22 protein-coding genes and 3 pseudogenes are annotated in these 25415 nt (G+C 55.5%); 15 read left to right on the top strand and 10 right to left on the bottom strand.

The features are described 5' to 3' along the window. Positions 1–7 precede the first annotated feature (7 nt). On the bottom strand, positions 8–1045 hold the full coding sequence (locus ACHPFG_RS20485) for a quaternary amine ABC transporter ATP-binding protein (protein WP_201060004.1): 1038 nt from the start codon (positions 1043–1045) through the stop codon (positions 8–10). A gap of 448 nt (positions 1046–1493) precedes the next feature. Here ACHPFG_RS20485 and ACHPFG_RS20480 point away from each other — a divergent pair, with 448 nt between their 5' ends. Further along, positions 1494–2447, top strand: a complete 954-nt coding sequence (locus ACHPFG_RS20480) for a LysR family transcriptional regulator (RefSeq protein WP_084378793.1) — start codon at positions 1494–1496, stop codon at positions 2445–2447. 113 nt (positions 2448–2560) lie between these two features. Here ACHPFG_RS20480 and ACHPFG_RS20475 read toward each other — a convergent pair whose 3' ends face one another. Continuing rightward, complete coding sequence (locus ACHPFG_RS20475; RefSeq protein WP_431700302.1) at positions 2561–3796, bottom strand: aromatic ring-hydroxylating oxygenase subunit alpha; 1236 nt, start codon at positions 3794–3796, stop codon at positions 2561–2563. Positions 3797–4541: 745 nt separating this feature from the next. Here ACHPFG_RS20475 and ACHPFG_RS20470 point away from each other — a divergent pair. The 4 genes from ACHPFG_RS20470 (at position 4542) to ACHPFG_RS20455 (ending at position 9290) form a co-directional block, all read left to right on the top strand. Then, positions 4542–5453: a dihydrodipicolinate synthase family protein gene (locus tag ACHPFG_RS20470; protein WP_084378792.1), complete on the top strand. Its 912-nt coding sequence runs from the start codon at positions 4542–4544 to the stop codon at positions 5451–5453. Then, positions 5446–6963, top strand: coding sequence for an aldehyde dehydrogenase (locus ACHPFG_RS20465; protein ID WP_431700301.1), 1518 nt, complete (start codon positions 5446–5448; stop codon positions 6961–6963). Before ACHPFG_RS20470 ends, ACHPFG_RS20465 begins: the two co-directional genes overlap by 8 nt. Next, a complete protein-coding gene (locus ACHPFG_RS20460) occupies positions 6960–8306 on the top strand; it encodes an NAD(P)/FAD-dependent oxidoreductase (protein WP_431700300.1) in 1347 nt (448 codons plus the stop codon). Before ACHPFG_RS20465 ends, ACHPFG_RS20460 begins: the two co-directional genes overlap by 4 nt. Positions 8307–8375: 69 nt before the next feature. Beyond that, a complete protein-coding gene (locus ACHPFG_RS20455) occupies positions 8376–9290 on the top strand; it encodes a DMT family transporter (RefSeq protein ID WP_201060008.1) in 915 nt (304 codons plus the stop codon). Between the two features lie 146 nt (positions 9291–9436). On the opposite strand, the gene ACHPFG_RS20450 is transcribed toward ACHPFG_RS20455, so the two are convergent. Together ACHPFG_RS20450 and ACHPFG_RS20445 are read right to left on the bottom strand one after the other, a co-directional pair. Next, complete coding sequence (locus ACHPFG_RS20450; RefSeq protein WP_431700299.1) at positions 9437–10192, bottom strand: SDR family NAD(P)-dependent oxidoreductase; 756 nt, start codon at positions 10190–10192, stop codon at positions 9437–9439. Between the two features lie 11 nt (positions 10193–10203). Further along, positions 10204–10971 carry an SDR family NAD(P)-dependent oxidoreductase gene (locus ACHPFG_RS20445; RefSeq protein ID WP_431700298.1) on the bottom strand — a complete coding sequence of 256 codons (768 nt, stop codon included), beginning with the start codon at positions 10969–10971 and terminating at the stop codon, positions 10204–10206. A 292-nt stretch (positions 10972–11263) separates the two neighbouring features. Between ACHPFG_RS20445 and ACHPFG_RS20440 the strand changes: the two genes are divergently transcribed. Together ACHPFG_RS20440 and ACHPFG_RS20435 are read left to right on the top strand one after the other, a co-directional pair. Next, positions 11264–11971 (top strand): TetR/AcrR family transcriptional regulator, encoded by a 708-nt coding sequence (locus ACHPFG_RS20440; protein WP_431700297.1) that lies wholly within the window; start codon positions 11264–11266, stop codon positions 11969–11971. Continuing rightward, positions 11961–12737: a pyrroline-5-carboxylate reductase family protein gene (locus ACHPFG_RS20435; protein ID WP_431700296.1), complete on the top strand. Its 777-nt coding sequence runs from the start codon at positions 11961–11963 to the stop codon at positions 12735–12737. Before ACHPFG_RS20440 ends, ACHPFG_RS20435 begins: the two co-directional genes overlap by 11 nt. A gap of 90 nt (positions 12738–12827) precedes the next feature. On the opposite strand, the gene ACHPFG_RS20430 is transcribed toward ACHPFG_RS20435, so the two are convergent. Beyond that, positions 12828–14864, bottom strand: a complete 2037-nt coding sequence (locus ACHPFG_RS20430; RefSeq protein ID WP_431700295.1) for an FAD-dependent oxidoreductase — start codon at positions 14862–14864, stop codon at positions 12828–12830. A gap of 271 nt (positions 14865–15135) precedes the next feature. Between ACHPFG_RS20430 and ACHPFG_RS20425 the strand changes: the two genes are divergently transcribed. Beyond that, positions 15136–16116: an isopenicillin N synthase family dioxygenase gene (locus tag ACHPFG_RS20425; RefSeq protein WP_431700294.1), complete on the top strand. Its 981-nt coding sequence runs from the start codon at positions 15136–15138 to the stop codon at positions 16114–16116. 51 nt (positions 16117–16167) lie between these two features. Here ACHPFG_RS20425 and ACHPFG_RS20420 read toward each other — a convergent pair whose 3' ends face one another. Both ACHPFG_RS20420 and ACHPFG_RS20415 read right to left on the bottom strand, forming a co-directional pair. Then, positions 16168–16884 (bottom strand): CHAD domain-containing protein, encoded by a 717-nt coding sequence (locus ACHPFG_RS20420; protein ID WP_274610035.1) that lies wholly within the window; start codon positions 16882–16884, stop codon positions 16168–16170. Positions 16885–17274: 390 nt separating this feature from the next. Beyond that, positions 17275–18441 carry an MFS transporter gene (locus tag ACHPFG_RS20415; protein ID WP_431700293.1) on the bottom strand — a complete coding sequence of 389 codons (1167 nt, stop codon included), beginning with the start codon at positions 18439–18441 and terminating at the stop codon, positions 17275–17277. Positions 18442–18535: 94 nt separating this feature from the next. Between ACHPFG_RS20415 and ACHPFG_RS20410 the strand changes: the two genes are divergently transcribed. Next, complete coding sequence (locus ACHPFG_RS20410; RefSeq protein WP_431700292.1) at positions 18536–19429, top strand: LysR family transcriptional regulator; 894 nt, start codon at positions 18536–18538, stop codon at positions 19427–19429. A 260-nt stretch (positions 19430–19689) separates the two neighbouring features. Here the strand turns inward: ACHPFG_RS20410 and ACHPFG_RS20405 are convergent, their stop codons facing one another. Both ACHPFG_RS20405 and ACHPFG_RS20400 read right to left on the bottom strand, forming a co-directional pair. Beyond that, a complete protein-coding gene (locus ACHPFG_RS20405) occupies positions 19690–21144 on the bottom strand; it encodes a tyrosine-type recombinase/integrase (protein WP_431700291.1) in 1455 nt (484 codons plus the stop codon). 293 nt (positions 21145–21437) lie between these two features. Next, positions 21438–21737 (bottom strand): annotated as a pseudogene (locus ACHPFG_RS20400) (integrase); the annotation flags it as partial. 11 nt (positions 21738–21748) lie between these two features. Here ACHPFG_RS20400 and ACHPFG_RS20395 point away from each other — a divergent pair. The 4 genes from ACHPFG_RS20395 (at position 21749) to ACHPFG_RS20380 (ending at position 22810) form a co-directional block, all read left to right on the top strand. Then, positions 21749–22018 (top strand): hypothetical protein, encoded by a 270-nt coding sequence (locus ACHPFG_RS20395; protein ID WP_431703544.1) that lies wholly within the window; start codon positions 21749–21751, stop codon positions 22016–22018. A gap of 132 nt (positions 22019–22150) precedes the next feature. After that, positions 22151–22510, top strand: a complete 360-nt coding sequence (locus ACHPFG_RS20390) for a hypothetical protein (RefSeq protein ID WP_431700290.1) — start codon at positions 22151–22153, stop codon at positions 22508–22510. A gap of 4 nt (positions 22511–22514) precedes the next feature. Continuing rightward, positions 22515–22661: a hypothetical protein gene (locus tag ACHPFG_RS20385; protein ID WP_431700289.1), complete on the top strand. Its 147-nt coding sequence runs from the start codon at positions 22515–22517 to the stop codon at positions 22659–22661. Continuing rightward, entirely contained in the window at positions 22658–22810 is a 153-nt protein-coding gene (locus ACHPFG_RS20380; RefSeq protein ID WP_431700288.1) for a hypothetical protein, read from the top strand. The genes ACHPFG_RS20385 and ACHPFG_RS20380 overlap by 4 nt, the downstream gene beginning before the upstream one ends. Positions 22811–23030: 220 nt before the next feature. On the opposite strand, the gene ACHPFG_RS20375 is transcribed toward ACHPFG_RS20380, so the two are convergent. Continuing rightward, positions 23031–23303, bottom strand: coding sequence for a hypothetical protein (locus ACHPFG_RS20375; protein WP_431700287.1), 273 nt, complete (start codon positions 23301–23303; stop codon positions 23031–23033). Positions 23304–23661: 358 nt separating this feature from the next. On the opposite strand from ACHPFG_RS20375, the pseudogene ACHPFG_RS20370 reads away from it, so the two are divergent. Both ACHPFG_RS20370 and ACHPFG_RS20365 read left to right on the top strand, forming a co-directional pair. Then, a pseudogene (locus ACHPFG_RS20370) lies at positions 23662–24216 on the top strand (Tar ligand binding domain-containing protein); the annotation flags it as partial. A 459-nt stretch (positions 24217–24675) separates the two neighbouring features. Further along, a pseudogene (locus ACHPFG_RS20365) lies at positions 24676–25320 on the top strand (methyl-accepting chemotaxis protein); the annotation flags it as partial. Positions 25321–25415 lie beyond the last annotated feature (95 nt).

Here is a 25415-nt window from a genome sequence, read left to right as displayed (position 1 = left end):
GAGACTATTAGTGCCGGCTCATTGTCTGAAGCAGTAGGCTCTTGGAGATCGTGCCTTTGAACACACCCTGACGATCCAGCACAGCAACTGGATTAACGGCATCAGCAACAATGTGAAAGACGTCCTGCAGGAGTACATCGTCGCGCAGCGTAGGCATGGATTGATCCATGGCGTACGGATGCTCTGCACAGATCTTGGCAACGTCGCCAGCCTTGAGGATCTTCGAGGCATCAAAGCCTTTGAAGAAAGCTCTGACGTAATCGTTCGCGGGGCTGCAAAGCAGCTCTTGTGGGGTACCGATCTGTACCACCCGGCCACCCTCCATGATTGCAATGCGATGGCCGATGCGAATCGCCTCCTCAATGTCATGGGAGATGAAGATGATGGTGCGATGTTGTTCTGCCTGCAGGCGGATCAGTTCGCCCTGCATTTCGTGTCGAATCAACGGGTCGAGTGCCGAGAAGGCTTCGTCCATCAGCAGGATGGCGGGGTCGTTGGCCAGCGCTCGGGCCAGGCCTACCCGCTGTTGCATACCGCCGGACAGTTGGTGCGGATAGCTGTAGGCGTGGCCATCGAGCCCCACCTGTTTGAGTGCCTCGAGTGCACGTTTATGCCGTTCACTTTCCTCGACACCCGAGATTTCCAGTCCGAAGGCAACGTTGTCGATCACACTCATGTGGGGCATCAGGGCAAACGACTGGAACACCATGCTCATGTCTTTGCGGCGAACGCTAAGGAGATCAGCATCAGACAGACCGGTGATTTCCTGGCCGTTGAGATGGATAGTTCCGGAGGTTGGCTCGATCAGTCGATTGAACAACCGCACCATCGTCGACTTCCCGGAACCGGAAAGCCCCATGATGACGAAAATCTCTCCACGTTTTACGGAGAAACTGGCATCAAAAACGCCAACGACTTGACCGGTTTTGCTGAAAATTTCACTTTTATCAGCACCGCGAGCCAGCATCTCCATCGCGAGCTTTGGCTGAGCACCAAAGACTTTGTAAATATTTTTTACCGAGAGTATCTCGTCACCAAGACTCATAACCCCTCCTGCTGCAAATACGACGTAAGACCAAGAATTTAGATATACGTATCTTGATCAGTGAAGACGGTGCTTATGGGGGCAGTCAAGCTGGGAGAAAGGTTGCGAGTTAGTCATTGTGACCATCCTCTTTATTATGTGATGTTTATTATTCTTGTTTTAACGGCGCTGAATTAATCAGCGCCTTGAGACCCAAGTTATTACCTTATAGAGTCAGCGTCTAACAACATTTCTTCCAGCCAATCAATAACGTCATGTTATCAATAAATGAATCGTGTCAATTTGCGACTACGAAAGTGCTGTTTGCGAAGGCGACTACTGCTGGCCCTGTCTTAGACCCTCTGTTTCAGCTACGCTCCAGCGCAGGCTCTAGGTGGAACCTTCTCGCCGATCTCATCGCTAACGGCCCTCCAAACGGCCCCGAACCGGATATTCAATACTCTAGGTTATGGTTAAGCACATCGATCCAGACATGACGCTGCTGAAAATGCCGTCTCTGAAAGCAGTGAAGTCATTCGTAGCCGCCGCCAAATACCAGAGCTTTACGCGTGCGGCTGAAGCGCTGTGCGTTACTCAAGCGGCAATCAGTCGTCAGATTCGGGAGCTTGAAACTTACCTTGGGGTGGATCTCTTCAAGAGGGTGGGGCGAGCAGTCGAGTTGACGGAAGCCGGATCCATCTTTTTTGATGCGGCACAGTTATCTTTCGTCAACATTTCCCAGGCGGCGGAGCGCATTCGCACCAACAATGCAGGCAAGCGCACGTTGACACTTTGCTGTTCTCCCGCGTTTTCAGCCCTCTGGCTCGCAGCGAAGTTGCCGGGTTTTTTTACCAGGAACACAGACATCGACCTCAATCTGGTCACCACTCAGAACTTCCTGTCGATGGAACCGGGTGTAACTCCAGACATCTTCATCACCAAAATGGCCAGGATTCAGGATGGCTACCGCAGTTATCCGTTGTTTCACGACGTCATCTACCCGGTGTGCACACCTCGTTACAAAGAGGAGCACCCTGAGCTGTCCAGCCTGGAAGGATTACGCGACGGGGTTTTGCTAAACCTCAGCCCCTATGGCAGATCCCAGGTAGCGGAGCACGTTGATTGGGGTGTTTGGCTGGCTTATCACGATGTTGATATCGAAAAACGCCCCCATGACAGCCCTCACGTTTTCAACGCCAACGACTACAACCTGGTCATCAGCATGGTGTTGACCCATCAGGGCGTAGCCCTCGGATGGAATCACCTGGTTGCAACGCTAATCGAAAACGGCACGCTGATACGGCCGATCGAAGAGGAAGTGGTTCTCCATGAAAGTCAGCACTATCTGACATTTCGTGAAGACCGGATCAATGACGACGCCTGTTGCCGGCTACGCGACTGGATTCTCGCTCAGTTTTCCTGAGCTGTTTGGAAGAAAGGAACACGAGTTGTGGCGGAGAGGGGGAGTGGTTTGAAGGTCCGAATCAAGATACCGGTGGTGATCATTCGTGGTTCTCACCACCGGCAGTGCTGCACTTAGCCGACAGATCTTAACGGGATCGTGTCATTGAGCTGCTCAAGCATCGTTTTGCAGTACCAATCATCAAACTGGCACACACCGATTTCGCTGGCCACCGACAACGGGCCTGGCTCGAAAGCTGGAGAGCTGACACCCACCTGTGCGCCTTCAACCAAGGTGCGATCCTGGTCATTGGTTGCGAGCCAAACCTTTGTAAGGCGATCGATGTCGTAGTCGACACCTTCCTGCGCGTCTTTCTTGACGAGCCATTTTGTAGTGACCATCGTCTCGCCTGGACCGATGGGCAGAACGCGGAAGCTCAGCGCGTGATCGCCCAGAAAGTGGTTCCAGGTGGATGGGTAGTTGAAATAAAGCAGCGCACCGATGTTGGCTTCACCGGTTGTGTCCAAGCGCCCGGCAACCGCAGGCTTGCCATCCATGGTGTAGCTGACGGCCCCGGAAAAAAGGGGGATGCGCGTCATGCGGAAACGACCGTCATCATCCATGACCAATCGGCTAGGCAAACCTGCCGCCTCGCAGCGATCCCAATGCTCTTTGAGTTCGAGATCTTCATCGCCTCCGGCGCCGCCCACTGATGGGTTGTCCACGAATGAGTGCATCAATTCCGGGTGAGTAAAATCGCAGTGGTAGCACTCGCGGTTGTTCTCGAAAACCAGTTTCCAGTTGCCTTTCTCGATGATGTTCGACTCAAACGCGACTTTGCAGTCGTCCAGGTTATGCGGCGCAACGAAAGGGGTAACGGATTTTCTGAACGACGAAAAGTCTGGGGCGATATCTGCTACACACACGTAGATATACGTTTCGACGACCTCACAGTGCACGGGCTTCAACCCATGCTGAGACTTGTCGAAATCGTCCGCCATGTTCCCAGCGAACAGCAGGCGACCATCCAGTTCGAATGTCCATTTGTGGTAAGGGCACACCAGCTTGGCGACCTTGCCTCTGGCTTCCGGGCACACCTTGGAACCGCGATGGCGACAGACGTTGTGGAAGGCACGAATCTGCTTGTCTGCGCCGCGCACGATAGCGACAGGGTAATCGCCGATTTGCAGCGACAGGTATTGACCCGACTTCTCCAGCTCAAATGTGTGCCCTGCGAAGATCCAGCTTTTGTGCCAGATCTGTTCCAGATCCTGCCTGTAAACGTCGGGATCGCTATAAAGGGCACCTGGCAGCGCGTGGTCAGGCTTGCGCTGCGCGATTAGATTTGAAACTGCCGATTTAGTGCTCACGGTCAACACACTCCAAAATACCAAGGGGGCGACACATTCAGCCTGCTCAGCGAGATGAGGCCAAACGGTCTTGAGTTCGCAGTACCGCCTGTGGATGCAAGCCCATCAAACCGTGCTGCTTCTATCCGCGAACCGGAACGTTTTGCCACGTCCAGGAAGCGTCTTACGCAAAATGTGCCTTCTCGGATGGTGGTGCCATCCGTGCACTCATTTCGTTCGAGTCCTTATTAAGGCAGACAATTCTGAAATGCCGATGTTTGCATCCGCGGCAATGTTGCTACAGCACCTTACTCGACCCCGAACAAACAGTTTCCAACTAATGGAACGAATGTACGAGAAATTCTATTTTCCAATTCGTCAGTAGAATATCGCTGTTGTAAGACTACGACGGCAATCATGCATCAACAAGAAACATTTACTCTTATCAATGCATAATCAAATGTTATCGATTGACGTCTTGGCATCGGCTAGGAAAATTCAAACCATTGAAAACAAAGAAAAAGATATTTTCACTGGCGTCTGAAGCACCCATCTGAAAATGTATACGCGGGAAATACACTCTATTGACCGACTTCTTGGCCCATGCCAGTCTGGATTCAACAGTTAAGCAAAGTGCCGCAATTGATCTCGTGTTTGAGCATTGGGAACCGCCCCGTGAAAACATGAAGATTCTTGTCGCGCCTAAAGGCATCAAAGCTGACGCGTTCGTTGATCTCCCACCTAACTCGCATTCGGAGCATTTATCTTGAAATTTGAAGGTATTTATACGCCAGCAGTAACTCCTTATAACTCTGATGGGGAGATTGACTGGAACGTGTACTCGGAAGTTTTGGAGTCGCTGATCGAGGCGAAGGTGCACGGCATTATTATCGGTGGGTCGACCGGCGAGTATTATGCGCAGACTGCGGAAGAACGCACCGAGTTGGCAGCCTACGCCAAAGATGTGATCGGCACTCGAGTGCAACTGATCGTCAGTACCGGGGCGATTCGCACCGAAGATGCGGTTCAGTACGCCAAGGATGCCAAATCGATCAAAGCGGACGCCATTCTCGTCACCAGCCCGCCGTATGCGCTGCCGACCTCCCAGGAAAACGCGATCCACGCATTGACGATTGATCGCGCCGCCGACCTGCCGATCATGCTTTACAACTATCCGGGGCGCATGTGCGTTTCGATGGACGAAGAATATTTCACGCGTGTCAGCCAATCGAAAAACGTCGTCGCCATCAAGGAAAGTTCCGGCGACATGGGCCAGGTGCATATGCTGGCCCGGCAGTTCCCCAACATCGCCTTGTCCTGCGGATGGGACGACCAGGCCCTCGAGTTTTTTGCCTGGGGCGCCCGCAGTTGGGTGTGCGCTGGTTCCAACTTCCTGCCCAAGGAACACGTTGCGCTTTATGAAGCCTGCGTGATCGAAAAGAACTTCGACAAAGGCCGTCAAATCATGACGGCGATGATGCCGCTGATGAATGCCCTGGACGGTGGCAAGTTCGTGCAGTCGATCAAGTACGGCTGCGAAGTTGCCGGATTGAAAGTCGGTAACGTGCGTCTGCCATTGCAGCCACTGGAAGCGGACGAAAAGCAGAGTTTCGCGTCGGTCATTACTGAACTCAAACGTAACGTAGCCAACATTTCTTCGGGAGCCAGCCATGGGTGATCTTCTGAGCAAGGCCGAATATGCCGCGCTGGCCAAAGACATTTCGTTGCCGTCCAAGGCGTTCATCAATGGCGCATTCAAGCCCGCGATCTCTGGCAAAACCTTCGCCACGAACAACCCGGCGACCGGTGCCTTTTTGACCAACGTCGCAGCGTGTTCGTCCGAGGATGTCGCCCTCGCGGTGAGCAATGCCAAGGAGGCCTTTGAGGATGGACGCTGGAGATCTGTTTCTCCGCGGGAGCGCAAAGCGGTCCTGTTGAAGTTTGCAAACCTGCTTGAAAGCCATCAACACGAACTGGCTGTCCTCGAAAGTCTCGATAGCGGCAAACCGGTCAGTGAATGCCAGTTGGTTGACATACCGGACACCATCCACACGATCCGCTGGCACGCAGAACTGATTGACAAGATTTACGACAACACCGCTCCGGTGGGCAGCGACGCGCTGACCATGGTAGTTCGGGAGCCAATCGGCGTGGTGGGCTGCGTATTGCCCTGGAACTTCCCGCTGCTGATGCTGGCCTGGAAAATCGGCCCGGCGCTCGCTGCGGGCTGTTCGGTCATCGTCAAACCTGCTGAGCAAACCTCGCTGACCACGTTGCGTGTCGCGCAGCTGGCGTTTGAAGCCGGCGTACCTGCCGGCGTACTCAACATTGTCACCGGCACGGGCAAGGACGTCGGTGAACCGATTGGTTTGCATAACGATGTCGACATGGTCAGCTTCACCGGCTCCACCGCGACCGGCCGCCGTTTCCTGCATTACGCCGCCGATTCGAACCTGAAACGCATCGTCCTCGAGTGCGGCGGAAAAAATCCGGCCGTGGTGATGGACGATGCCCAAGACCTGGATCTCGTCGCTCAGCACGTGGTCAATGGCGCGTTCTGGAACATGGGCGAAAACTGCTCCGCAACTTCTCGTCTGATCGTCCATGCATCGGTTAAGGACGAGCTGCTGAAGCGCATGGGCGCCTACATCCGCGAATGGAAAATGGGCGATCCACTCGATCCGGAAAACCGCGTAGGGTCGCTGGTCAGCCCTGAGCATTTTGCCAAAGTGAAGTCGTACCTTGAGCACGCCGCCGCCGGAAAGCTTGAGGTGGTTTACGGTGGTGCGACCAAAGAAGGCGCCTTTGTAGAGCCGACGGTGATTGACGGTGTTGGTCGAGACAACCGGCTGTTCCAGGAAGAGATCTTCGGCCCGATTCTGTCGGTCACCACCTTCAACACGATCTCCGAAGCCATTGCGCTGGCCAATGACACGGTCTACGGCCTCGCGGCCTCGGTATATACCGGCAGCCTGCGGCGGGCAATCAAGTTGTCGCGGGAAATTCGCGCGGGCATCGTCACCGTGAACTGCTTTGGTGAGGGCGACGCATCGACACCCTTCGGTGGCTACAAGGAGTCGGGCTTCGGCGGTCGGGACAAATCCATTTTCGCCCATGACCAGTACACCGAAATCAAAACCATCTGGATCGATGTGTCTGATCGGTCGGATGAAGAGACCGAAAAATGAGCACCCATACCATCAAGCGCCTGCCGGTAGATACCGGGGTTTCAGGTTGGGAGGCGATTTCCGAACGCACTGCGCCTGTCCGCATGCTTGATGGAAACGTGACGGCGGACTGGCTGATTATCGGGGCCGGTTTTGCCGGCCTGTCCGCCGCTCGCAGACTTTCACAGCTGCACCCGGGTGACAGCATTGTCGTGGTCGATGCTCATGAAGTCGCCAAGGGGCCGGCCGGCAGAAACTCTGGTTTCATGATCGATGTGCCGCACAGTCTGTCGTCCGGGGAATACTCCGTGGCGAGTGAGTCTGCAACGGCGCTGGAAATTGCGCAGAACCGCTTTGCGATTGCTTTTGCCGCTGCCGCTGCGCGGGAGTACGGCATGTCTGCCGACACGTTCGACCCTTCCGGGAAGATCAACGCGGCCGCCACTGAGCGGGGATTGAAACTGAACGTCAATTACGCTCAATCCCTTGAACGCATTGGCGAGAAGTTCCAGATGTTCGATGCCGCGCAAATGCGCGAAATCACCGGGTCCGCCTATTATCACGGTGGGATCTACACGCCGGGCGCAGTGATGATTCAACCCGCGCAATACATTAGAGACCTGGCAGCAGGGCTCGAAGGGAAAATCACGCTGTTCGAACGCTCTCCGATTATTGAATTGACCAGGCAGGGAAGTGGTTGGAGCGCTCGATCTCATAACGGGACGGTGCACGCACCCAAGGTCATCCTGGGAGTTAACGGGCACATTGAAGACTTTGGCCATTATCAAGGACGACTGTTGCACGTTTTCACTTATGCCTCCATGACGGCTGCTTACAGTGATGATGCATTCAGGAAAGAGGTGCCGGGTAAAGCCAGGTGGGCGTTGTTGCCGGCGGATCCCATGGGCGCGACCGTCCGCAAGATCTCTTCAGCCGGTCTCTCGCGTATCGTCATCCGGACCAAGTTTACCTATGACCCGAGTATCCAGGTCACTCCAGAGCGGGTAGCGGCGGTGGCCAAAGAACAGCGACATTCCCTGGATGCGCGCTTTCCCGAATTGAAATCCACTGCGTTGGAATTCAGTTGGGCCGGCCGCCTGTGTCTGAGTCGTAACAGCGCCGCTGCATTTGGCGAGATTGAAGAAAACCTGTACTCGGCTTGCTGCGAAAACGGACTGGGTACTGTGAAAAGCACCCTGGCCGGTGTGATGGCTGCGGAGTTGGCATCGGGTACGCGTTCGGAGTTTCTCGATAGCTTCAGTCACGCACCAGGCCCCAGCAAGCTACCACCCAGGATAATAACGAAACTGGGCGTCAGTTCGGTTATTCGCTGGCATGAGTTTTGGGCCGGGCGAGAAGGCTGACAAGTTCAAGTCGTCGGCTATCTACCGACTTCAAAGTCTGATCGGAACGATCTACGAAGGAAAGGTTGATTGAATAGCGACCGAACAAAAAATATTGCGCATTTAACGACGCCCACCGTTGCTGCTAATCCCGGGATCGCGAGGCCCCAACTCGGGATTTTCCTCTGCCTGCTTTCAATGCTGATTTTCGCCAGCCAGGACGGCGTAACCAAGGTGCTTGTCAAAGACTTCCCGGTTGCCCAACTGGTCATGGTGCGTTATTGGGTGTTTGTCGTTTTTGCTCTCGGATATGCCGCTTACCTAGGCAGGGGCCAGGCGACGTTTCGCAGTAAGCACCCTTGGCTGCAAATCATTCGAGCGCTGTTAGCCGTTGGTGAAACCCTGCTGTTTGCGGTGGGGCTACGATATTTGGGGCTGGCCGAAATGCACGCACTTTATGCCGTATTTCCGCTGATGACACTGGCATTGGCGGGGACCGTGCTTGGGGAGTTCATAGGTCTACGGCGCTGGATTGCGGCGGCCATAGGGTTCACCGGCACACTGGTCATCCTCCGGCCAGGCGCGGGCGTCTTTGAACTCGCGGCGCTGATCCCGCTGCTGGCTGCTTTGGCGTTCGCGGTGTTCAACGTACTAACGCGTCGAATCAGCCAGCACGACTCCTTTGCTACGAACATGCTCTTTATGGCGTGTGTGGGTGCCTTGACGGTCACATTCGCGGGGCTGCCTGCATGGGTTTCTCCGACTCCGATCCAGGGCCTCTTGATGGGGATCCTGGCATTGACGGGAGTAGTCGCACAGATTCTCTTCATTCAAGCACTGAAATACGCGACGGCTTCAACCTTGCAGCCTTTCAACTATGCGCTTCTGGTGTTCGCCACGTTGATTGGTGTAATCGTTTTTGCCGAGCACCCGGATACCTGGGTGGTTGTCGGCGCAGCGTTGGTGATTATCGGTGGGATGTATGCGATCAAAGCCAAGGCGTGAACATTCAACCTATCGCTTCGAGACTTATTGGCTCATCTGATTTCTCTCCCCTGGACTACCATGGGCTCAGGGATTAAACCCCACCGCAGAATCTTGCAGCGGAGGAGGGTAAGTCCCTCCCTCCGTTGCAACTCGGGCGGATTCGATCAAAACGGCAGTGGCAGTTTCGCCGTGCGCCCCCCATCCACCACCAGCACCTGCCCGGTGATGAAGGCCGATGATTCGGAGGCCAGGAAAACGACTGTCCCGCCCACATCCGCCGGCAACCCGGTACGTCCGACCGGGTGAAGGCGCAGGAGTGCCTGGCGAGCCGTACGCGGATCCGCTTGAGCTGAGAGGTATGCATCACTCAGCTCGGAGTTTATCCACCCCGGAGCAATGGCATTGCAGCGAATGCCGTCGCGGCCGAGATCGATTGCCAAGGCTCGGGTCAGCCCATGGATGCCCGCCTTGGACGCACAGTACGCGGCGTGTTCAGGGTTGGCGCCTATCCCTTCGATCGACCCGATGTTGATAATGCTGCCACCGCCTCGCTGACGCATCTGAGGCACCAACGCCTTACACAGGAATGCGGGCGCTCGCAGATTGACAGCCATCATGCGATCCCAGTCCTGCTCGGTCATATCATCAATGGACTTCTCGAACATGAACCCGGCGTTGTTGACCAATACATCGATTCCGCCAAGCTGCTCCTGGGCAAACTGTGCAATCAAACTCGGTGACTCCATCAAAGCGAGATCAGCCTCGACGAAACAGACCTGAGGGTGATTCTGCAAGTCGGCGTCCAGTGCCTGACGCTGAGCGATCAACACAGAAGCTCCCGCCTCCAGCAGTTGTTCGGTGATGCCTCGGCCAATCCCTCTGCCGCCACCGGTCACCACTACATTTTTTCCTTTGAGCATCGCTACTCTCCTTAGCCGGATACCGGCTTGGCACCTGTGACTTCTACGGTTTCACCGGCGATGTACCTGGCCTCGTCGGACGCCAGAAATGCGATGACATCCGCAATGTCTTCAGGCTCGGCGATACGGCCTAATGGCACGCTCTTGTTCAGTTCTTGCACAGCCTTATCCGGATCCAGGCCTCGACGCACAAAGCCGCTGCGTATCATCGGGGTATTGATTTCGTGCGGGCACACGGCGTTGACACGGATGCCCAAAGGGGCGCAATCGCGGCCCAGATTTTTAGTTAAAGCCGCGACGGCCCCTTTGCTTGTGCAATACGCCACGTGAGCGGGGCCGGGATAAATACCCCACACAGATGATGTGTTGACGATTGCGGCGCCCGGGCGATTTTTCATGTGCGGTATCGCGGCACGGCAGATGAAGAACACCGCATTCAGGTTTACGCCCATGGCGTCAAACCACATGTCGTCAGTGGTTTCCTCAATTGTGCCGCGGGGAATGATGCCCGCATTGTTCAATACGATGTCGATTCCCGAAAAAACATCGACGGCAGTTTGGACAATCGCTTCGCAATATTCTTTACGGCGTAAGTCGCCAGCCACGTAGTGCACTTCAGCGCCCAGGTCACGGACTTTTGCGGAAATTGATTTGCAACCGCCTTCATCAAGATCAGACAAAACAAGCTTTGCGCCTTCTCGGGCGAACAATAACGCTAACGCCTGTCCGACGCCCCCAGCAGCGCCGGTGATGATCACCACTTTATTATTAAACTTCATGGCACCTACCTAATATTATTTTTGGTAGAACCATTATTTGGTTTCATTGGTTCTAATCGTCTAGCAACTTTTTTATAGGGGCAAAGATAACCTGTTGTTATCTAAAAGATGGAAGCGACAGCAGATCATAAGTGACCAGTCGTACGGCTCGGGCGGTATTCAGTGAGGCAGTCCGTTGTGAGATCGAATGCGGGCAGCGTCTAAAAAATGTACGCTGCTGTACATGCCGTGTACGCCACAGACACCTGAGGTGTACAGTGGGGATGAATTTTTAATTAAAGGTGCAACCCGAATGTCGCAGACAGGAAGGGCGAAAACCAAAGCGCAGGACGCAGGCTGGCGAGGCTCCGTCGATGGTTGGCTGGACGCCGCCTACGATGCCCTTAAAGAGTCGGGTGTGGATGCTGTGCGGGTGATGCCGCTGGCCAAACGCTTGAATTTGTCTCGCACCAGCTTCTATTGGTTCTATGAAGATCGGGAACAGCTGCTAGCGGCGCTCCTCGCTCGATGGCGGGACAAGAACACCGGCGGTATGGTCGGCCAATGCGAGAGTTACGCAGAAAGTATTTCTGAAGCGATTCTCAACATCTTCGAGTGCTGGGTGAACCCCGAGCTGTTCGATTCACAGTTCGAATTTGCCGTGCGTAGTTGGGCGCTGCAATCGGACGAAGTCAAAGCTGAAATCGCTCTGGCCGATGAGGCGCGGATGAATGCCCTGGCCGCGATGTTCCGACGGTTTGGCTACGACGGCGAGGGGGCTGATGTTCGGGCCAGGACGATCTACCTCACGCAGATCGGCTACATCTCCATGAAAACCAATGAAGATATCGTCGTACGATTTCGACGGATTCCTCAGTACGTGAGCGTGTTTACTGGCAAAGTACCGAAGCGGCGCGAACTGGACCGCTTTTATGGAAAGTTCGGCTACGCGGAAAAAGAACCCGGTGTCTTCGTTCCCTTGGTCGAAACATTCGAGGAGTCCGCTGCCGATGGAGAGTAGAACGCTGGGCATCATCGGGGGCACCGGCTGGCTCGGGCGTGCAATTGCCGAGGCGCTCCTCGAAAGCAGTTTCATCAAGCCTGACCATTTGTTGATTTCGAACCGCTCCGGCGTCAGTACCTTCGAGCCAGGTGTGAAGTTGCTCGCCGACAACCAGCAGTTGGTGGACCTCAGCGATATTGTCGTGCTCTCCATCCGGCCGGAGCAGTTTCGCGAGCTGCAGATCAACGCCCGTGGCAAGTTAGTGATTTCTCTGATGGCTGGCGTTTCGGCGGCAGCCATCAGCGCGGCCACCGGTGCGGATGTAATAGTGCGGGCCATGCCGAATGCAGCCGTGGAAATCAGACAGTCGTTCACGCCCTGGTACTGTGTCGGAAACCTTGTTGAACGCGACCGCGAATGGGTGCAGCGTTTATTCGAGTGCGTCGGTGCGGCGGACGAACTGCCTGACGAAGACGGTATTGATTACCTCAGCGCATTGTCCGGGACGGGGCCGGCGTTCCCGGCAATGTTGCAGATGGCGCTGACTAATCAGGCGGTGGCGGCGGGAATTCCTCTTGCCATCGCGCAGCGTGCAGCACAAGGCGTGGTGGTGGGCGGCGGGCAGATGCTGGCCAACCGCGATCCGCGGCAAATGATTGAATCGTTGATGGCATACCGGGGTGTGACGGCAGCCGCGTTGCAGTCGATGGCCGATCAAGACATCGAGTCCATCGTCGGGCGGGCGATCCAGACGGGCGCTGAAGTGGCGCGGCGGGGTTTGTAAGCGGGGCAATAATGAGCACTGAAGGCCCGTTGAAGGGCCTTCTGTTTTTAATCGCGAGCCTCCGTTCCATTCCGGAAGGGAGGCGCGGATTCAGAGGTCTTTCACCAGGCGCAAAGCGTCGTAGATAGCGGCGTGGGTATTGCGAGCTGACACGGCGTCGCCAATCCGGAACAGCTGGAAGCGCCCCTCGGGATTCGTGACGATGTTCTGTGCCGTGCCGGCGATCAGGTCATGCTGTTCCACCGCGCCGCCATTGCTGGAGAGCGGACGCAGGTCGAAGTACAAGTCGTCGAGGGGAAGGGTGCCGTGGTTGACCACCACCTGTTCGACCACGCGCTGCTTGTGGACCTTTCCGTAATCGCTGCCCAGGGTTGCAACGAGCCCGCCATCGCGTTTTTCCACCATATCGACGCGGTAGGTGACGGTGAAGGTGACGGCCAGGTCCTGCAGGCTGCGCATGTAGGGCACCAGGTTCATGGCCATGACTTCAGGTGCAAACGAGCGGTCTGGCGTGACGATCTCCACGGTCGCACCGCTTTGCGCGATGACTTCGGCAGCCTGCAGGGCGGCATGATCCCCCGCATCGTCGAAGATCAATACGTTGCGGCCGGGCTTGATGTCGCCGGAAATGATGTCCCAGGTTGAAACCACGTGTTCGTTGCCTGCGCTGAGCACCTCGGTATCCGGCAGGCCGCCGGTGGCAACGATCACCACGTCTGGCTCGAAGGCCTGCACGGTGTCGGCTTCGGCCCAGGTGTTGAAGTGAAACTTCACCCCCAGCCGTTCGCATTGCGCCATGCGCCAATCAATGATGCTGATCATCTCGCGACGCCGCTCGCTCAGCGCCGTCAGACGAATCTGCCCGCCGGGTTGGTCGGCCGCCTCGAGCACCGTAACGTCATGGCCGCGCTCACCGGCGACCCGCGCTGCTTCCAGCCCCGCCGGGCCGCTGCCGACCACCAGCACCTTGCGCTTGACGGCGGCTTTGGGGATGTCGTGGGGCATGGTGGTTTCCCGCCCCGTCGCCGCGTTGTGGATGCAATAGGCCGCGCCGCCCTGGTAGATGCGATCCAGGCAGTAGTTGGCACCCACGCACGGGCGAATGTCTTCTTCGCGCTTCTCGATGATTTTGCGCACGATGTGCGGATCGGTCATGTGCGCGCGGGTCATGCCCACCATGTCCACTTTGCCCGAGGCGATCGCGTAGCGCGCGGTGGCCACATCGGGAATCTTCGCCGCGTGGAAGGTCGGGAAGCCTGTTGACGAGCGGATCTCGCCCGCGAAGTCGAGATGCGGTGAGTTGCGCATGCCCTGAATCGGGATCACATCGGTCAAGCCGGCATCCGTATCAATGTGACCGCGCACGACGTTCAAGAAGTCGACCAGCCCGCTGTCCTTGAGCATGTGAGACACCTGCATGCCCTCGCTGGCCGTGAAGCCACCGGGCAATTCTTCATCACCGGTGTAGCGAACGCCCAGCAGGAAATCTTCGCCGACCCGCTGGCGGATGCCACGCAAGACGTCGAAGGTAAAGCGCATGCGGTTTTCCAGCGAGCCGCCGTAAGGCCCGTCGAGGTCATTGGTCAACGGCGACCAGAACTGGTCCATCAAATGCCCGTAGGCCTGAAGCTCCAGGCCATCGAGACCTGCTGCTTTCATGCGCTCCGCAGCGTCCACATAATCCTTGATGATCCGCTCGATGTCCCATTCTTCCATTTTCTTCGGGAAGGAACGGTGCGACGCCTCGCGGCGGTGCGAAGGCGACACCACGGGTAACCAGTCGGCCTTGTCCCAGCGGGTGCGACGGCCCAGGTGCGTCAGTTGAATCATCACCGCTGCACCGTGTTCGTGGCATTCATCGGTCAGGTCTTGCAACCATCCGACCACTTCGTCCTTGTAGGCGAGCACATTGTTGAACACCGGTGGGCTGTCCCTTGAGACGGCAGCGGAACCGGCCGTCATGGTCAGGGCGACTCCGGCTTTTGCGCGCTCCACGTGGTAAGCGCGGTAGAGATCCTTGGGCATGCCGTCCACAGGATAGGCCGGTTCATGGGAGGTGGTCATGATCCGGTTTCTGAGGGTCAGGTTCTTGATTTTATAGGGTTGCAGCAAGGGATCACTGGACATCGCAGTGCGCTCCAAAGTGGGCTTCATCTGACTCGGTGACTTGAAGTTAGGATAAATGTACATCTGTGTCAATGATAAGTGACACAGGTGTACATTTTGCTTGCGTGGCAAAAAATCCAGGATTAACATCCGCCCAATCGAGACTGAGACCTGGATGGAACAATGAGTGCTTAAAGGTGACGGTTCAGATGTGACTCAGTGAGATGAAAGAGGGCGCCGTTGTGCTTTCTGAATCTTCTGTCCTATCGATGTTTTGCAGAGGAAAGCAAAAGTGACAGAGTTATTTGATATTCGTTTGGCGAGCAAACAGACCGCGTTCACTGAAATCCCCGTCATCGATATAGCGCCGCTCATCAACGGTGAAAATCCGCTGCAGGTGGCCAGTCAAATAGGTGATGCCTGCGAGAAGGTGGGGTTTTTTTATATAAAAAATCATGGCATCGATCAGCAATTGATCGATGAGATGTACACCTTCACCAAACGCTTTTTCAAACTGCCTTATGAGGAGAAAAACAAACTTAATATCGTGAACTCCGGCCTCACGCTACGGGGTTACATACCGATGTACGCGGAAAACGTCGACCCGGCCAATACCCGCGATTTCAAAGAGTGTTTTGATTGTGGAGCCCATTACGATGAGGTTTCCCCATTTTTTGGCCCTAATCAAATGCCGTCTGCACTGCCGCAATTCGAGAAGGTCGCCGAGGCTTATCACTGCGCGGTACTGGCGCTCGCACGAAAGCTGATTGGCGGGATCGCGCTCAGCCTGGGTTTAGCGCAAGACTACTTTGAACAGCGTCAGCGCAAGCCCATCACTATTCAGCGGGTTTTGCGTTACCCACCCCAGATCGGAAGGGTGACCCAAGAAGAGATCGGTATTGGGGCTCACACGGACTATGGTTTCCTGACGGTCCTGTCCCAGGATGCCGTTGGCGGTCTGCAAGTCATGAACCGTGCAGGGGAGTGGGTCACTGCGCCACCGGTTGAAGGTACGTTTATCGTCAATATTGGTGATCTGGTTCAGACCCTCACCAACGATCGCTACACCTCGACCATGCATCGTGTGATCAATACGAGCGGCCTGGAGCGTTATTCAATACCTTTCTTTATTGATTTGGATTTCGACGCGATTGTCGAGCCGGTGCCCACTTGTGTGAGTGAGGCATTGCCCGCGAAGTACGAAGCGTATACGTGCGGCCAACATAAATTTAAGCGTTTCGTTGATAGCTATGCGCATTTGAAAGGCGCGTAGGGAGGCTGTGTGCGTCGCGGGTTTGCAGTGAAGTTGTAGAACGATTTGATATCAGTCTTTAGACTTCGCCAGGTCTTTCTGCAGGTGATCAAGCAGTGACGCCAGTTTCAATTCGGCATCAGTCAGCGCTTGTTCTGACACGACTTCCCAGTAGGGTGCTATTTCGAGCAAATCAGGTTCCGCCTCGGCCCGCAGGCACCATTGATGATGATCGTGCCATGAGCCGAGCGACGCTTGTACCGACTTTAGCTGAGCTCTGGATTTAGCCTTGAGCGGTGACAATGCTGGAAATGCATCGGTAAGGTATCTCGCGTTTTTCACGATGATCCTCAGTTCGTGCCGGTCAAAATGCTTGTCCCGTAGCCCGGCAATCAGCTGATTGATTCTTTTCTTCAGGGCTTTCTGAATCTGTCTTTTTACATCAGTCAGCTCGCCGGCTCTCTCGGCGGTCCTGAACAACTCTGGCCATCGATCCAGTTCGCCAAACAATTTGTCGAGCACCGGGTTGCCGGCGATTTTTCGAAAGTGTTCTGTCAGGGTCGCGCTTCGGCTCATGGCCTGGCGCAGATAGCCCATTTTCTGCAGTTCGCCAATGATGACCTCCAGATCTCTCGTTAGGGTAGTCGCTTTGCCGACCTCAGCTGCAGCCTGATTCAACGCGACAACCTCAGGCAGGTTGCGCAGCGGACGCAAAAGGCTGCGTATTTTCCTGACCGCTATCGTCAAGTCATGCAGGGCTCCCGCGCAGTCGGAGTGCCGATATTGCATAGATAAATGCAGAGGAACCCCACCTGAAAGAGCAAAATGGGGCGGATTTATCAGGGGCGACCTTCTGCTTCTGGCCGACCTCTGCCTGTCGTGACGGGCAGCAGACGACCGAGGCTGTGTGAAAACGTTTTAGAGCAAATTTGACAGTCAGAATCGGAACGAAAGTCGCGTTCCTACGCAAATTTCAGGTCTGCTGACTAACCAAACGCTGGCAGATTTTACGTAGCAACGCAGACTTCAAAACGGTGCATGCATTTTCACACAGCCTGGACCCAAAGCTGCCGGTCAGCAATGGCTAAAATTGACCGATTGCCGCCCCTCGACAAGGGCAGCAATCCTACCACTCGCCGCCACTCATCGATGGTAACGAACCACTCCCCCTCATCTTCGTCACACCACTGCTGATTCAATCGTTCTGGAACGCCAGGCATAAGCCAACACCATCAGCAGCCCCAGAGCAGCCATCGCCGCTCCGGCCAGGGAAATCGCCGGATAACCCAGACCAGCGTTGATCACCGCTCCACCCAGCGCTGCGCCAATCGCGTTGCCAAAATTGAAGGCGCCAATGTTCACCGCAGAGGCAAGATTGGGCGCGTCCTTCGCTGCTTCCATGACGCGCATCTGTAGCGGCGGCACCAGGGCGAAACTGGCGATACCCCATATCAGGATGGCCAGAGCAGCCGGCACCGTCCAACGCATCACCAAGGTGAACGCCAGCAAGACGAGAATCAGAACGCTTAGCGAGACGATCAAGGTGCGATCTATCGAGCGGTCGGCGGCCTTGCCGCCCCACATATTGCCCAGCGTCAACCCCACACCAAAAAGCACCAGCATGGCGGTGATGTAGGCGGTGGAACTATTGGTCTCGCTGCTGAGGATCGGCGCGATGTAGGTGAAGACGGTAAACATTGCGCTCGATCCGACTACGGTCAGGGCCAACGCGCCCAGCACCGGACCCTGCCCCAGTACCCGAATTTCGGCCATTACACCGACGCTTTGCGGCGTCTTCAGGTTAGGCAGGGCGAACCACAAGGCGACCATGGTCACCACGCCGAGGCCGGTAATTCCCCAGAAAGCGGTGCGCCAACCGAACAGTTCACCAAACCAGGCGGCCAGCGGCACACCGCCGATGGTCGCCAGGGTCAGGCCCATGAACATCGCCGCAACCGCCCCGGCACGTTTCTCCGGGGCGACCACGCTGGCGGCGACGATGGAGCCAACGCCAAAAAATGCACCATGGTTCAGTGAGGTCACCACCCTGGCGACCATGAGGCTGTAGTAATCGGTGGCCAGGGCTGACATCAGATTACCCAGGGTGAAAATCGCCATGAGCCCGATCAGCAGATAGCGCCGGGGAATCCTGCCGGTGGTCAGGGTCATCAGCGGTGCTCCGAGCAATACGCCCAGCGCATAAGCACTGACGAGCAAACCTGCGGCGGGAATGGAAACGCCCAGATCCGCAGCGATACCCGGCAACATGCCCATGGGGGCGAATTCCGTTACGCCGATGCCAAAGGCACCGATGGCGAGCGCGACAAGTGGTGGATTGATACGCATGAAAGGCTCCTTATCTATGCCGCTAATGCTACGATCCAGTCTTTTCAGGCGGTAGATAGCATTTTTGGCAATCACCTTTGCGCAGGAGGCACAAGTGGATTTCAACGGCAGGTCAGGTGAAATGAGCGTGTTCACCACCGTGGCGCAGGAAGGCAGCCTGTCGGCCGCCGCGCGTGCATTGGGCCTGACACCCTCGGCAGTCAGTCGGATCATCGCGCGTACCGAGCAACGTCTTGGCACCCGCCTGCTGTTGCGCACCACCCGAGCGATCACCTTCACTGCCGAGGGCGAAGCGTTCCTGCGCGGCGCCCGGCGTATCCTGGCCGACATGGACGAGGTCGAAGAAGCCATCGCCGACCAAGGCGTACCCAAGGGGCGATTGCGGGTCAGTGCCGCCCTTGGCCATGGGCGGCTGGCCATCGTTCCCTTGGTTGCAGCATTCAGCGCCCGTTACCCGAACATCGTCGTCGACCTCACCCTCGGCGACGAAGTGGTCGACATTCTCGGCGGGCAGGCCGACGTCGCGGTCCGCTTTGGCCATCTGCCCGACAGCCCGCTTACCGCGCGCAGGATCGGCGACACCGGCCAGGTAGTGGTGGCATCGCCCGAGTATCTGCAGCGCCACGGCATCCCCCAGGAACCGGAAGACCTGCTACAGCACAACTGCCTGCGCTTCAACTTCCGGCGTGCCGAACCCAACTGGCCGTTCATCCGCGATGGAAAAGAGTTTTCCCTAAAGGTCAGCGGCAACATCGAATGCAGCAGTGGTGAAGCGCTGGCACAACTCGCGCGAGTAGGTGCCGGCATTGCACGTATCGGTGAGTTCAGCGTGAGCGAGGATTTGCAGCGCGGCGACCTGATTCCGCTGTTGGAAGCCTGGAACCCCGGGGACCAGGAACCGATTCATGCGGTGTTCGTCGGCGGGGTGGCAATGCCGGCGCGGGTGCGATTGTTCGTTGACTTCTTGCTGGAACATCACCGGATGTAAGCGGAGGCGTAAGCTTTTACTTCCGGGTACCTGTGATTTTGAAGTGACCAAAACATTTTTGGGTGCACTATCAATAGGTGGTTTGCCTTACTGGAACAATCGTGAGCTCTGGCATTGATGGATCGTCCGCACGTCTTAAATGGCCGTCGTGAAAGACCGCTCTTGGCCGATTTCTGCCGGTCATGAAGCCGAAATCAAGCTGAAGAACGTGCCCGGTGATGTCTACGGCGCTACGAAGACGCAGCACTAAAGACGCCGATTTAAGAAGGCTGTAAAGAGCCAGTCACGGTATACGCTGGAAAAGACAGCATCGATTCTGTTGGCGGATGCTCGTAGGTTGAGGACAGCACGGCACTGAGTCGATCGCCCAACAGGTTCCAGGCGCACTTCTTCTCTTCGGCATAGTCGTGATGCAGGTAATGGCGCCTGACCCGCGAACCGGCCAGTACGTGGTTTTGGCAGCGGTCGATGACGTCCAGGCTGACCCCCAAGGCCTGCATCATGGTCGCGCCCGTGCGGCGCAGATCATGTGGTGTCCAGTCGCCGTTTTGGCCGTCGGCAAGGACCAGAGTGTCGTCGTGACGCCGTCGTGAGAGGGCTTTGCGGTTTTTGAACCGGGCCTGGCGATCGCCGACCTGTTTGCTCACCACCTTCAGGTCCACATGCCCATCATCCTGCTTGTTCGGAAAGCACCATTGCGAATGTCCCGTTAGGGTCTTCAGTTCCTGAAAGAAATGCAGGGCAAAGGGGGAGAGGAAGACATGGTGGTCCTGTTTCTTGCCGCGAGTGCCTTTGACGTTTTCACTGGGGAGGAACCACGTCTGCAGGTCCAGATCGACATTTTTCCATTCGGCCTGCAGCAACTCGCCAATCCGGCACAGGGTGCCCAGGCTGATCCAAAGCGCGAGTTGAGTTTCTTTTTTTAACGGCCGAATGCCCTCGTACTTTTGACCCGCGGGGAGGGCGTTGTAATCGGCGGTCATTTGCTGGAAGCGGTTGTGCAGTTCCAACAGCTCAGCCGGGGAAAGGATGCGGCTTCTTTCTGCCTCGTAGTCGGCAGGGATGAGAGGTGATATGTCGACCAGCTCAGTCGGATCACCCTCGATCAATAAGGCCCGCCAGGGCTGACGCTTTCTGGCCCAGCTGAACATCTGAGTGAGGTCGGCGAAGAAACTGATGGCTTGCCGGTGAGCGCCGCGGTTGACCACGGAACGGATCAGTGCCCGAACATCGTGTTCGGAGACGCTGCTCACCGCTGTCTTGCCGAGTGCCGGGAATAGGTCCTTGTTAAAGCGTCGTTGCAACTCGGCATTGCCGTCTTTACGCGCGACGCCATCCAACAGCCAGGCCTTGGCCAGATCCTGGACGGTCAGTGTTTGCACCTTCGTCGACTTTTCTTGTGCGGCTTTTGCGTTCGTCGCGGCATGAGCCTGTGCCTTGGCGGTTTTCTTTTGCTCGTTGGGATTGATCTGCTCATCAATGAGCGTCCTGGCCTGATTACGCGCCTTGCGGATGTCTGTCAGGGATTTGCGCGGCCAGGTTCCGCAGGCGTACTCTTTGTTCTGGTCGCCCCAGCGATAACGATAGAAAAAGCTGACCGACACACCGTCCTTGCGGACTGAGATTCGACCGGCCAGATTGCCATCCTCCCGGAGGATTCGGCCGGCATCGTTGGGAGTCAGCGACTCGAGTTCTTTGATGGTGATTTTGGCCATGAAACGGACTCCCCCTACTTTTACCCCCACAAAAACGTCGGCTCTTGATGGACGTTACTGGACTCTCGTAGAGCAGAACACCGCTGGAGCTCAAGTAAATACTAGCTTAGAAAAATCCAGAGTAAAATTTTGGAAGCTTTCAAGAAGTATGAAAAAGGAGATGGGGTGCTAGGGGTCGAGTGTTCGAATCACTCCGTCCCGACCATTATTCCTGAGTAAATCAGACTCTTGAGCCGATCAGATAGATCGGCTTTTTTGTGCCTGCGCAAAACCCGCTAAAAACTGGTGCAAAACTACCCCGCGATTTCGCTGATATTCAGGTCCGGAATCGCCTCCGACCAGATGATTTCATCGTGGTCTCGCTGGTAGTTCTTGGTCATGCCCTCGCTCGCATGGCCTGCAATTTTCTTTCTTGTACAGATGCAGCGACAGCGCTCGCACCTCGTGGAAGCCGGCATCTCTTCTTCCTTCCAGCCCGCGTAGCAGTTCGCCGCCTCCCTGGCTTCCTTGAATGTTCGCGTCAAATACCGCTCTTCAACCTTCGTCCAGTGATCCTTTGTCTGTGCCTGCTTCTGCTTTAGCCGATCCGGTTGCCACGGAGCCGATGCCGCAGGTCGAGAGCGTGTTGAACACGGCTGACCGCCATGCCCTGCGGCCTCTGCGCGCTGCAGACTTTGAGCGCATCTTTGATCAGGATCTCGAAACCGCGCTGCGTGGTGCGCTTGCCCGCGATCTGGAGGCCGACGGTGCAACGCTGTACCGCAATGCCGGGCGCCAGGCACGGACACAGCAGGACATGGGCCTGGGTGCGACGTTCAGAGACCGGGCCAAAGAGTTCCAGGGCCAGCGCATGACCCGCAAACAGGCCGAGTGAGCAGTCCGCGACACCATCGCCGCCCAGCGCGAACAGATCGGCGCACGCCAGGCCGAAATCCACACCACCCTGGGGCGCAACCGGGCTTGACGTGACCTTGGCTTGATTGAGCGGGGTGAGGTGCCAGAGCGCTTGCGCCCGCAAATCGAAGCCTTCGCCAAGCAAATCATGCAGGATTATCAGCTGCGTCCGTTAGGCCCAGCCATCCGCACCGCTAGGGAAACCGCCCGCGACGCAGACTGGGTTGTGTGCAACAGCGCCTTACATACCGCTGTGGCCCAGGCAGTCAGCGGCCGTGATGTCGACGTGCAGGCGCTATTCGATTTGGAATCCCCCGGCAAAGCGGCGGGTGCCATGGAGCACGTGAAGCGTCCACTGGCGCGGCGTATTGATCCAGAGGGCCAGGCCGACAGCCAGCGCGTGGACAGTGCGCCCAAGGCCCAACCGCAGGACGACTTTGAAGCCACCCGCCAGCAATTCGACGAGGGCTAAGGAAATGCTCGACCAACTCCCGGAGCAGGACCGGGCCGACGTGCTGGCCGCCCGCCGTGACGAAGCCGACGCCGCCCAGGCCGGCCGCGCCGAACAATACTCAAAGGCATACCGCGCCGCCGCCGTATGCGACATAAGAAACGGACAATGACGCCTTGCATCGACGCTGTACGGGCTGCCGCTGGCAATCTTGAAGACAGAGAAATTGCCGAGATCTTCGAACTGTTGCGTGGGAGGGCCAAGGACATGATGGCCAGGAAGGGCGCCTTGGGCATGGAGCAGGCCACGTTGCTTGGTTAACGTAAATTAGTTTAGGACCCCGGTTAGTGTTTATCGCTGCGCATATTCGTTCCGTCGTCCACCTCGTCCGAATAAATCAGTAATTTAACTTCCGCGTCATGGTACTTTAACGCTGTCATCATAAGCGCCTTCGCGCAAATCACATCTCTGTGTGTAAGACGGGCATCAGTTGTTCTGAAGGAGTCGATACCGAACCATAAGAAGGGGGGCTCTCTAAGGCTTAGATGAAGCTCCTGTCAGGGTATATAGGTTGTGTACTTATCACGTCTCGTAGCTCGGCTACAGCGATCTTTAGCTTTTCTGCCTGGAGCAAAATAGCCTCTCCTAGGCTTTCAAGACCGTTCTCTTTTAACACCCGACCTTTAAGGATCAAGCTTTCAGCCGCCTGTTCGAGTTTTCTTGCATATAATTCGACTTGGAAATCCGCTGAATGCCCCATGTCCGCTTCCCTCCAAGTAAGGTCATTTGGAACCGTGTGGTCCTGTTCAAGCATTGAATCTAAAGCTTCATTTGCTGTACTGCAATAACCTCTCTTTTCACGCGCTGCTGAAAGCTGATGTGCTCAACTTTTAAAGTGCGTTGTTTGGGTGGGCGCCCAAAGTTGGTGCGTTTTTCGTCTGGCCGATCTAAGTTTTCCCCTGAAATATTCATTTTCCTCTATAGCTGTATGCATCATAAAAGGTGCAGAATAGGAGTTTTTCCAAGTTGACATGTGGTTTTCCCATTCAGCCTATATTGCTAATATGGTTGTTTTTGGGCTAAAGATAGCTCATCGTTCGTCGACATAAGAGGTGTCACGTCTTCAGCGTGAAACGCTCCATTATCTAATGATGCTTCGCTAGGAGAAGGTCATGACCAACAGCATTCATCTGGTTCGTTCCGGCTTGACAGTTAAGTGGCGGTTGATGCTCTCCACTTTCGTTATCATTGCCGCGTTCTTTGGTTTGTCGGCTTATCTTATTTATCAGATAAAAGTGGCAACTGATAATACAGGGGCGTTGTTTAATCAGGACTTTGCTAATATGGAAAAAGTAGACGGTATTGATGGGTTGCTCACTAGGGCGGATATCAATATTCTACGAATGATTGCAATAGGTGATCCCATACAGATTCCTGAATGGAAAAAACAGAACGAAAGTTCATTTCTTCAGATTGATGGACTGGTTTCTTCTCTGGCAGCACGACCATCTGGCGCATCCTCAAATAATAATGATGCTGAAAAACTTCAAAGTGATTATGAAAAGATGCGTAACGGTATGCGCCATCAAACTGCTGTTATTGAGTCAGGCGATATTTCTGGTGCTGCGAAGGTTAACCGTGAGGAAGTCAAACCTTTTGCGGAGCGGGTTTTCCAGACGCTTCAAGCGATGCGCGAACTGGGTAAAAAACAAGCGGGTCAGAGGTATAAGGAGCAATTGGAAAGCGCTGATTTTACTCGCACAATGGCCTTGGCTACGACGCTGTTAATCGTGGTGCTTAGCGTTATTGTCACACTGTTGACCACTCGCAGTATTATTGGCTCAATCGGGGGTGAGCCTAGTATGGTCGCTGATTTCACTCGCAATATCGCTCAAGGGGATCTCACCAAATCAATCACAGTTTCAAAAGGTGATGAAACCAGTGTCGTATTTGCAGTGGGCGAAATGCAGCAACAGCTAAGACAAACGCTACAGCAAATCTTTAATTCGTCGGCACAACTCTCTGAAGCTGCCGAAAAATTGACGACTGTTACTGAAGTTAGTGCTAGCAGCATGAGGCGGCAAAATGATGAATTGGATATGGCTGCAACAGCTGTGAATGAAATGACCAGTGCCGTCGAAGAGGTTGCGCGTAACGCTGAGCATACTGCTCGTTCCTCGGGAAGCGCTACCGGCGCAGCAGAGGAGGGTATGGCACTAGTTAGGCAAACCTCCATTTCAGTTGACAATGTGGGAGGCGATATCGCGAAGACATCCAATTTGTTAGGGGACTTGGCGGAGCAGTCTCGTGATATAGGCAAGGTTCTAGATGTCATTCGGGGCCTTGCAGAACAAACAAATCTGCTGGCATTAAACGCTGCGATCGAAGCGGCGCGAGCGGGGGAAGCAGGCCGAGGCTTCGCGGTGGTAGCAGATGAGGTCCGCGCTCTTGCCCATCGCACACAACAGTCAACTACTGAGATAGAGCGCTTGGTAACTAATGTTCAGAATGGTACAGAGCTTGCTGTAGGTTCTATGCTCAGTAACACTGAACTTGTAACAAAAACGCTTGGTATTGCAGAAGGCGCCAACGAAGCACTGGGTAGAATTAACTCAGCTGTAAACGAAATCAACGATCTTAACCTTGTTATTGCCAGTGCATCGCAAGAGCAGGCGCATGTAGCACGAGAGGTCGATCGCAATTTGGTAAATATCCGCGATCTGTCCGCTCAATCAGCTCAAGGTGCTGCTCACACGACGGTAGCAAGTCAAGAACTATCGCGTTTGGCTACAGATCTTAGTGCAATTGTTAGCCGGTTCCGACTGAGTTAACCAGTTAGAAGGATTTATGGGGTTGCTCGTTGGAGACTATTCTTAAAGCTAATGGGTGAACGGCTACCGCAAACCGGCAGCCGCCCTTGCGCCCC

It is taken from the genome of Pseudomonas sp. BR20 (assembly GCF_050780135.1).
Classification (GTDB): domain Bacteria; phylum Pseudomonadota; class Gammaproteobacteria; order Pseudomonadales; family Pseudomonadaceae; genus Aquipseudomonas.
The sequence above is the reverse complement of the archived record's forward strand: the minus strand, read 5'-3'. Positions and strand labels throughout refer to the sequence as shown.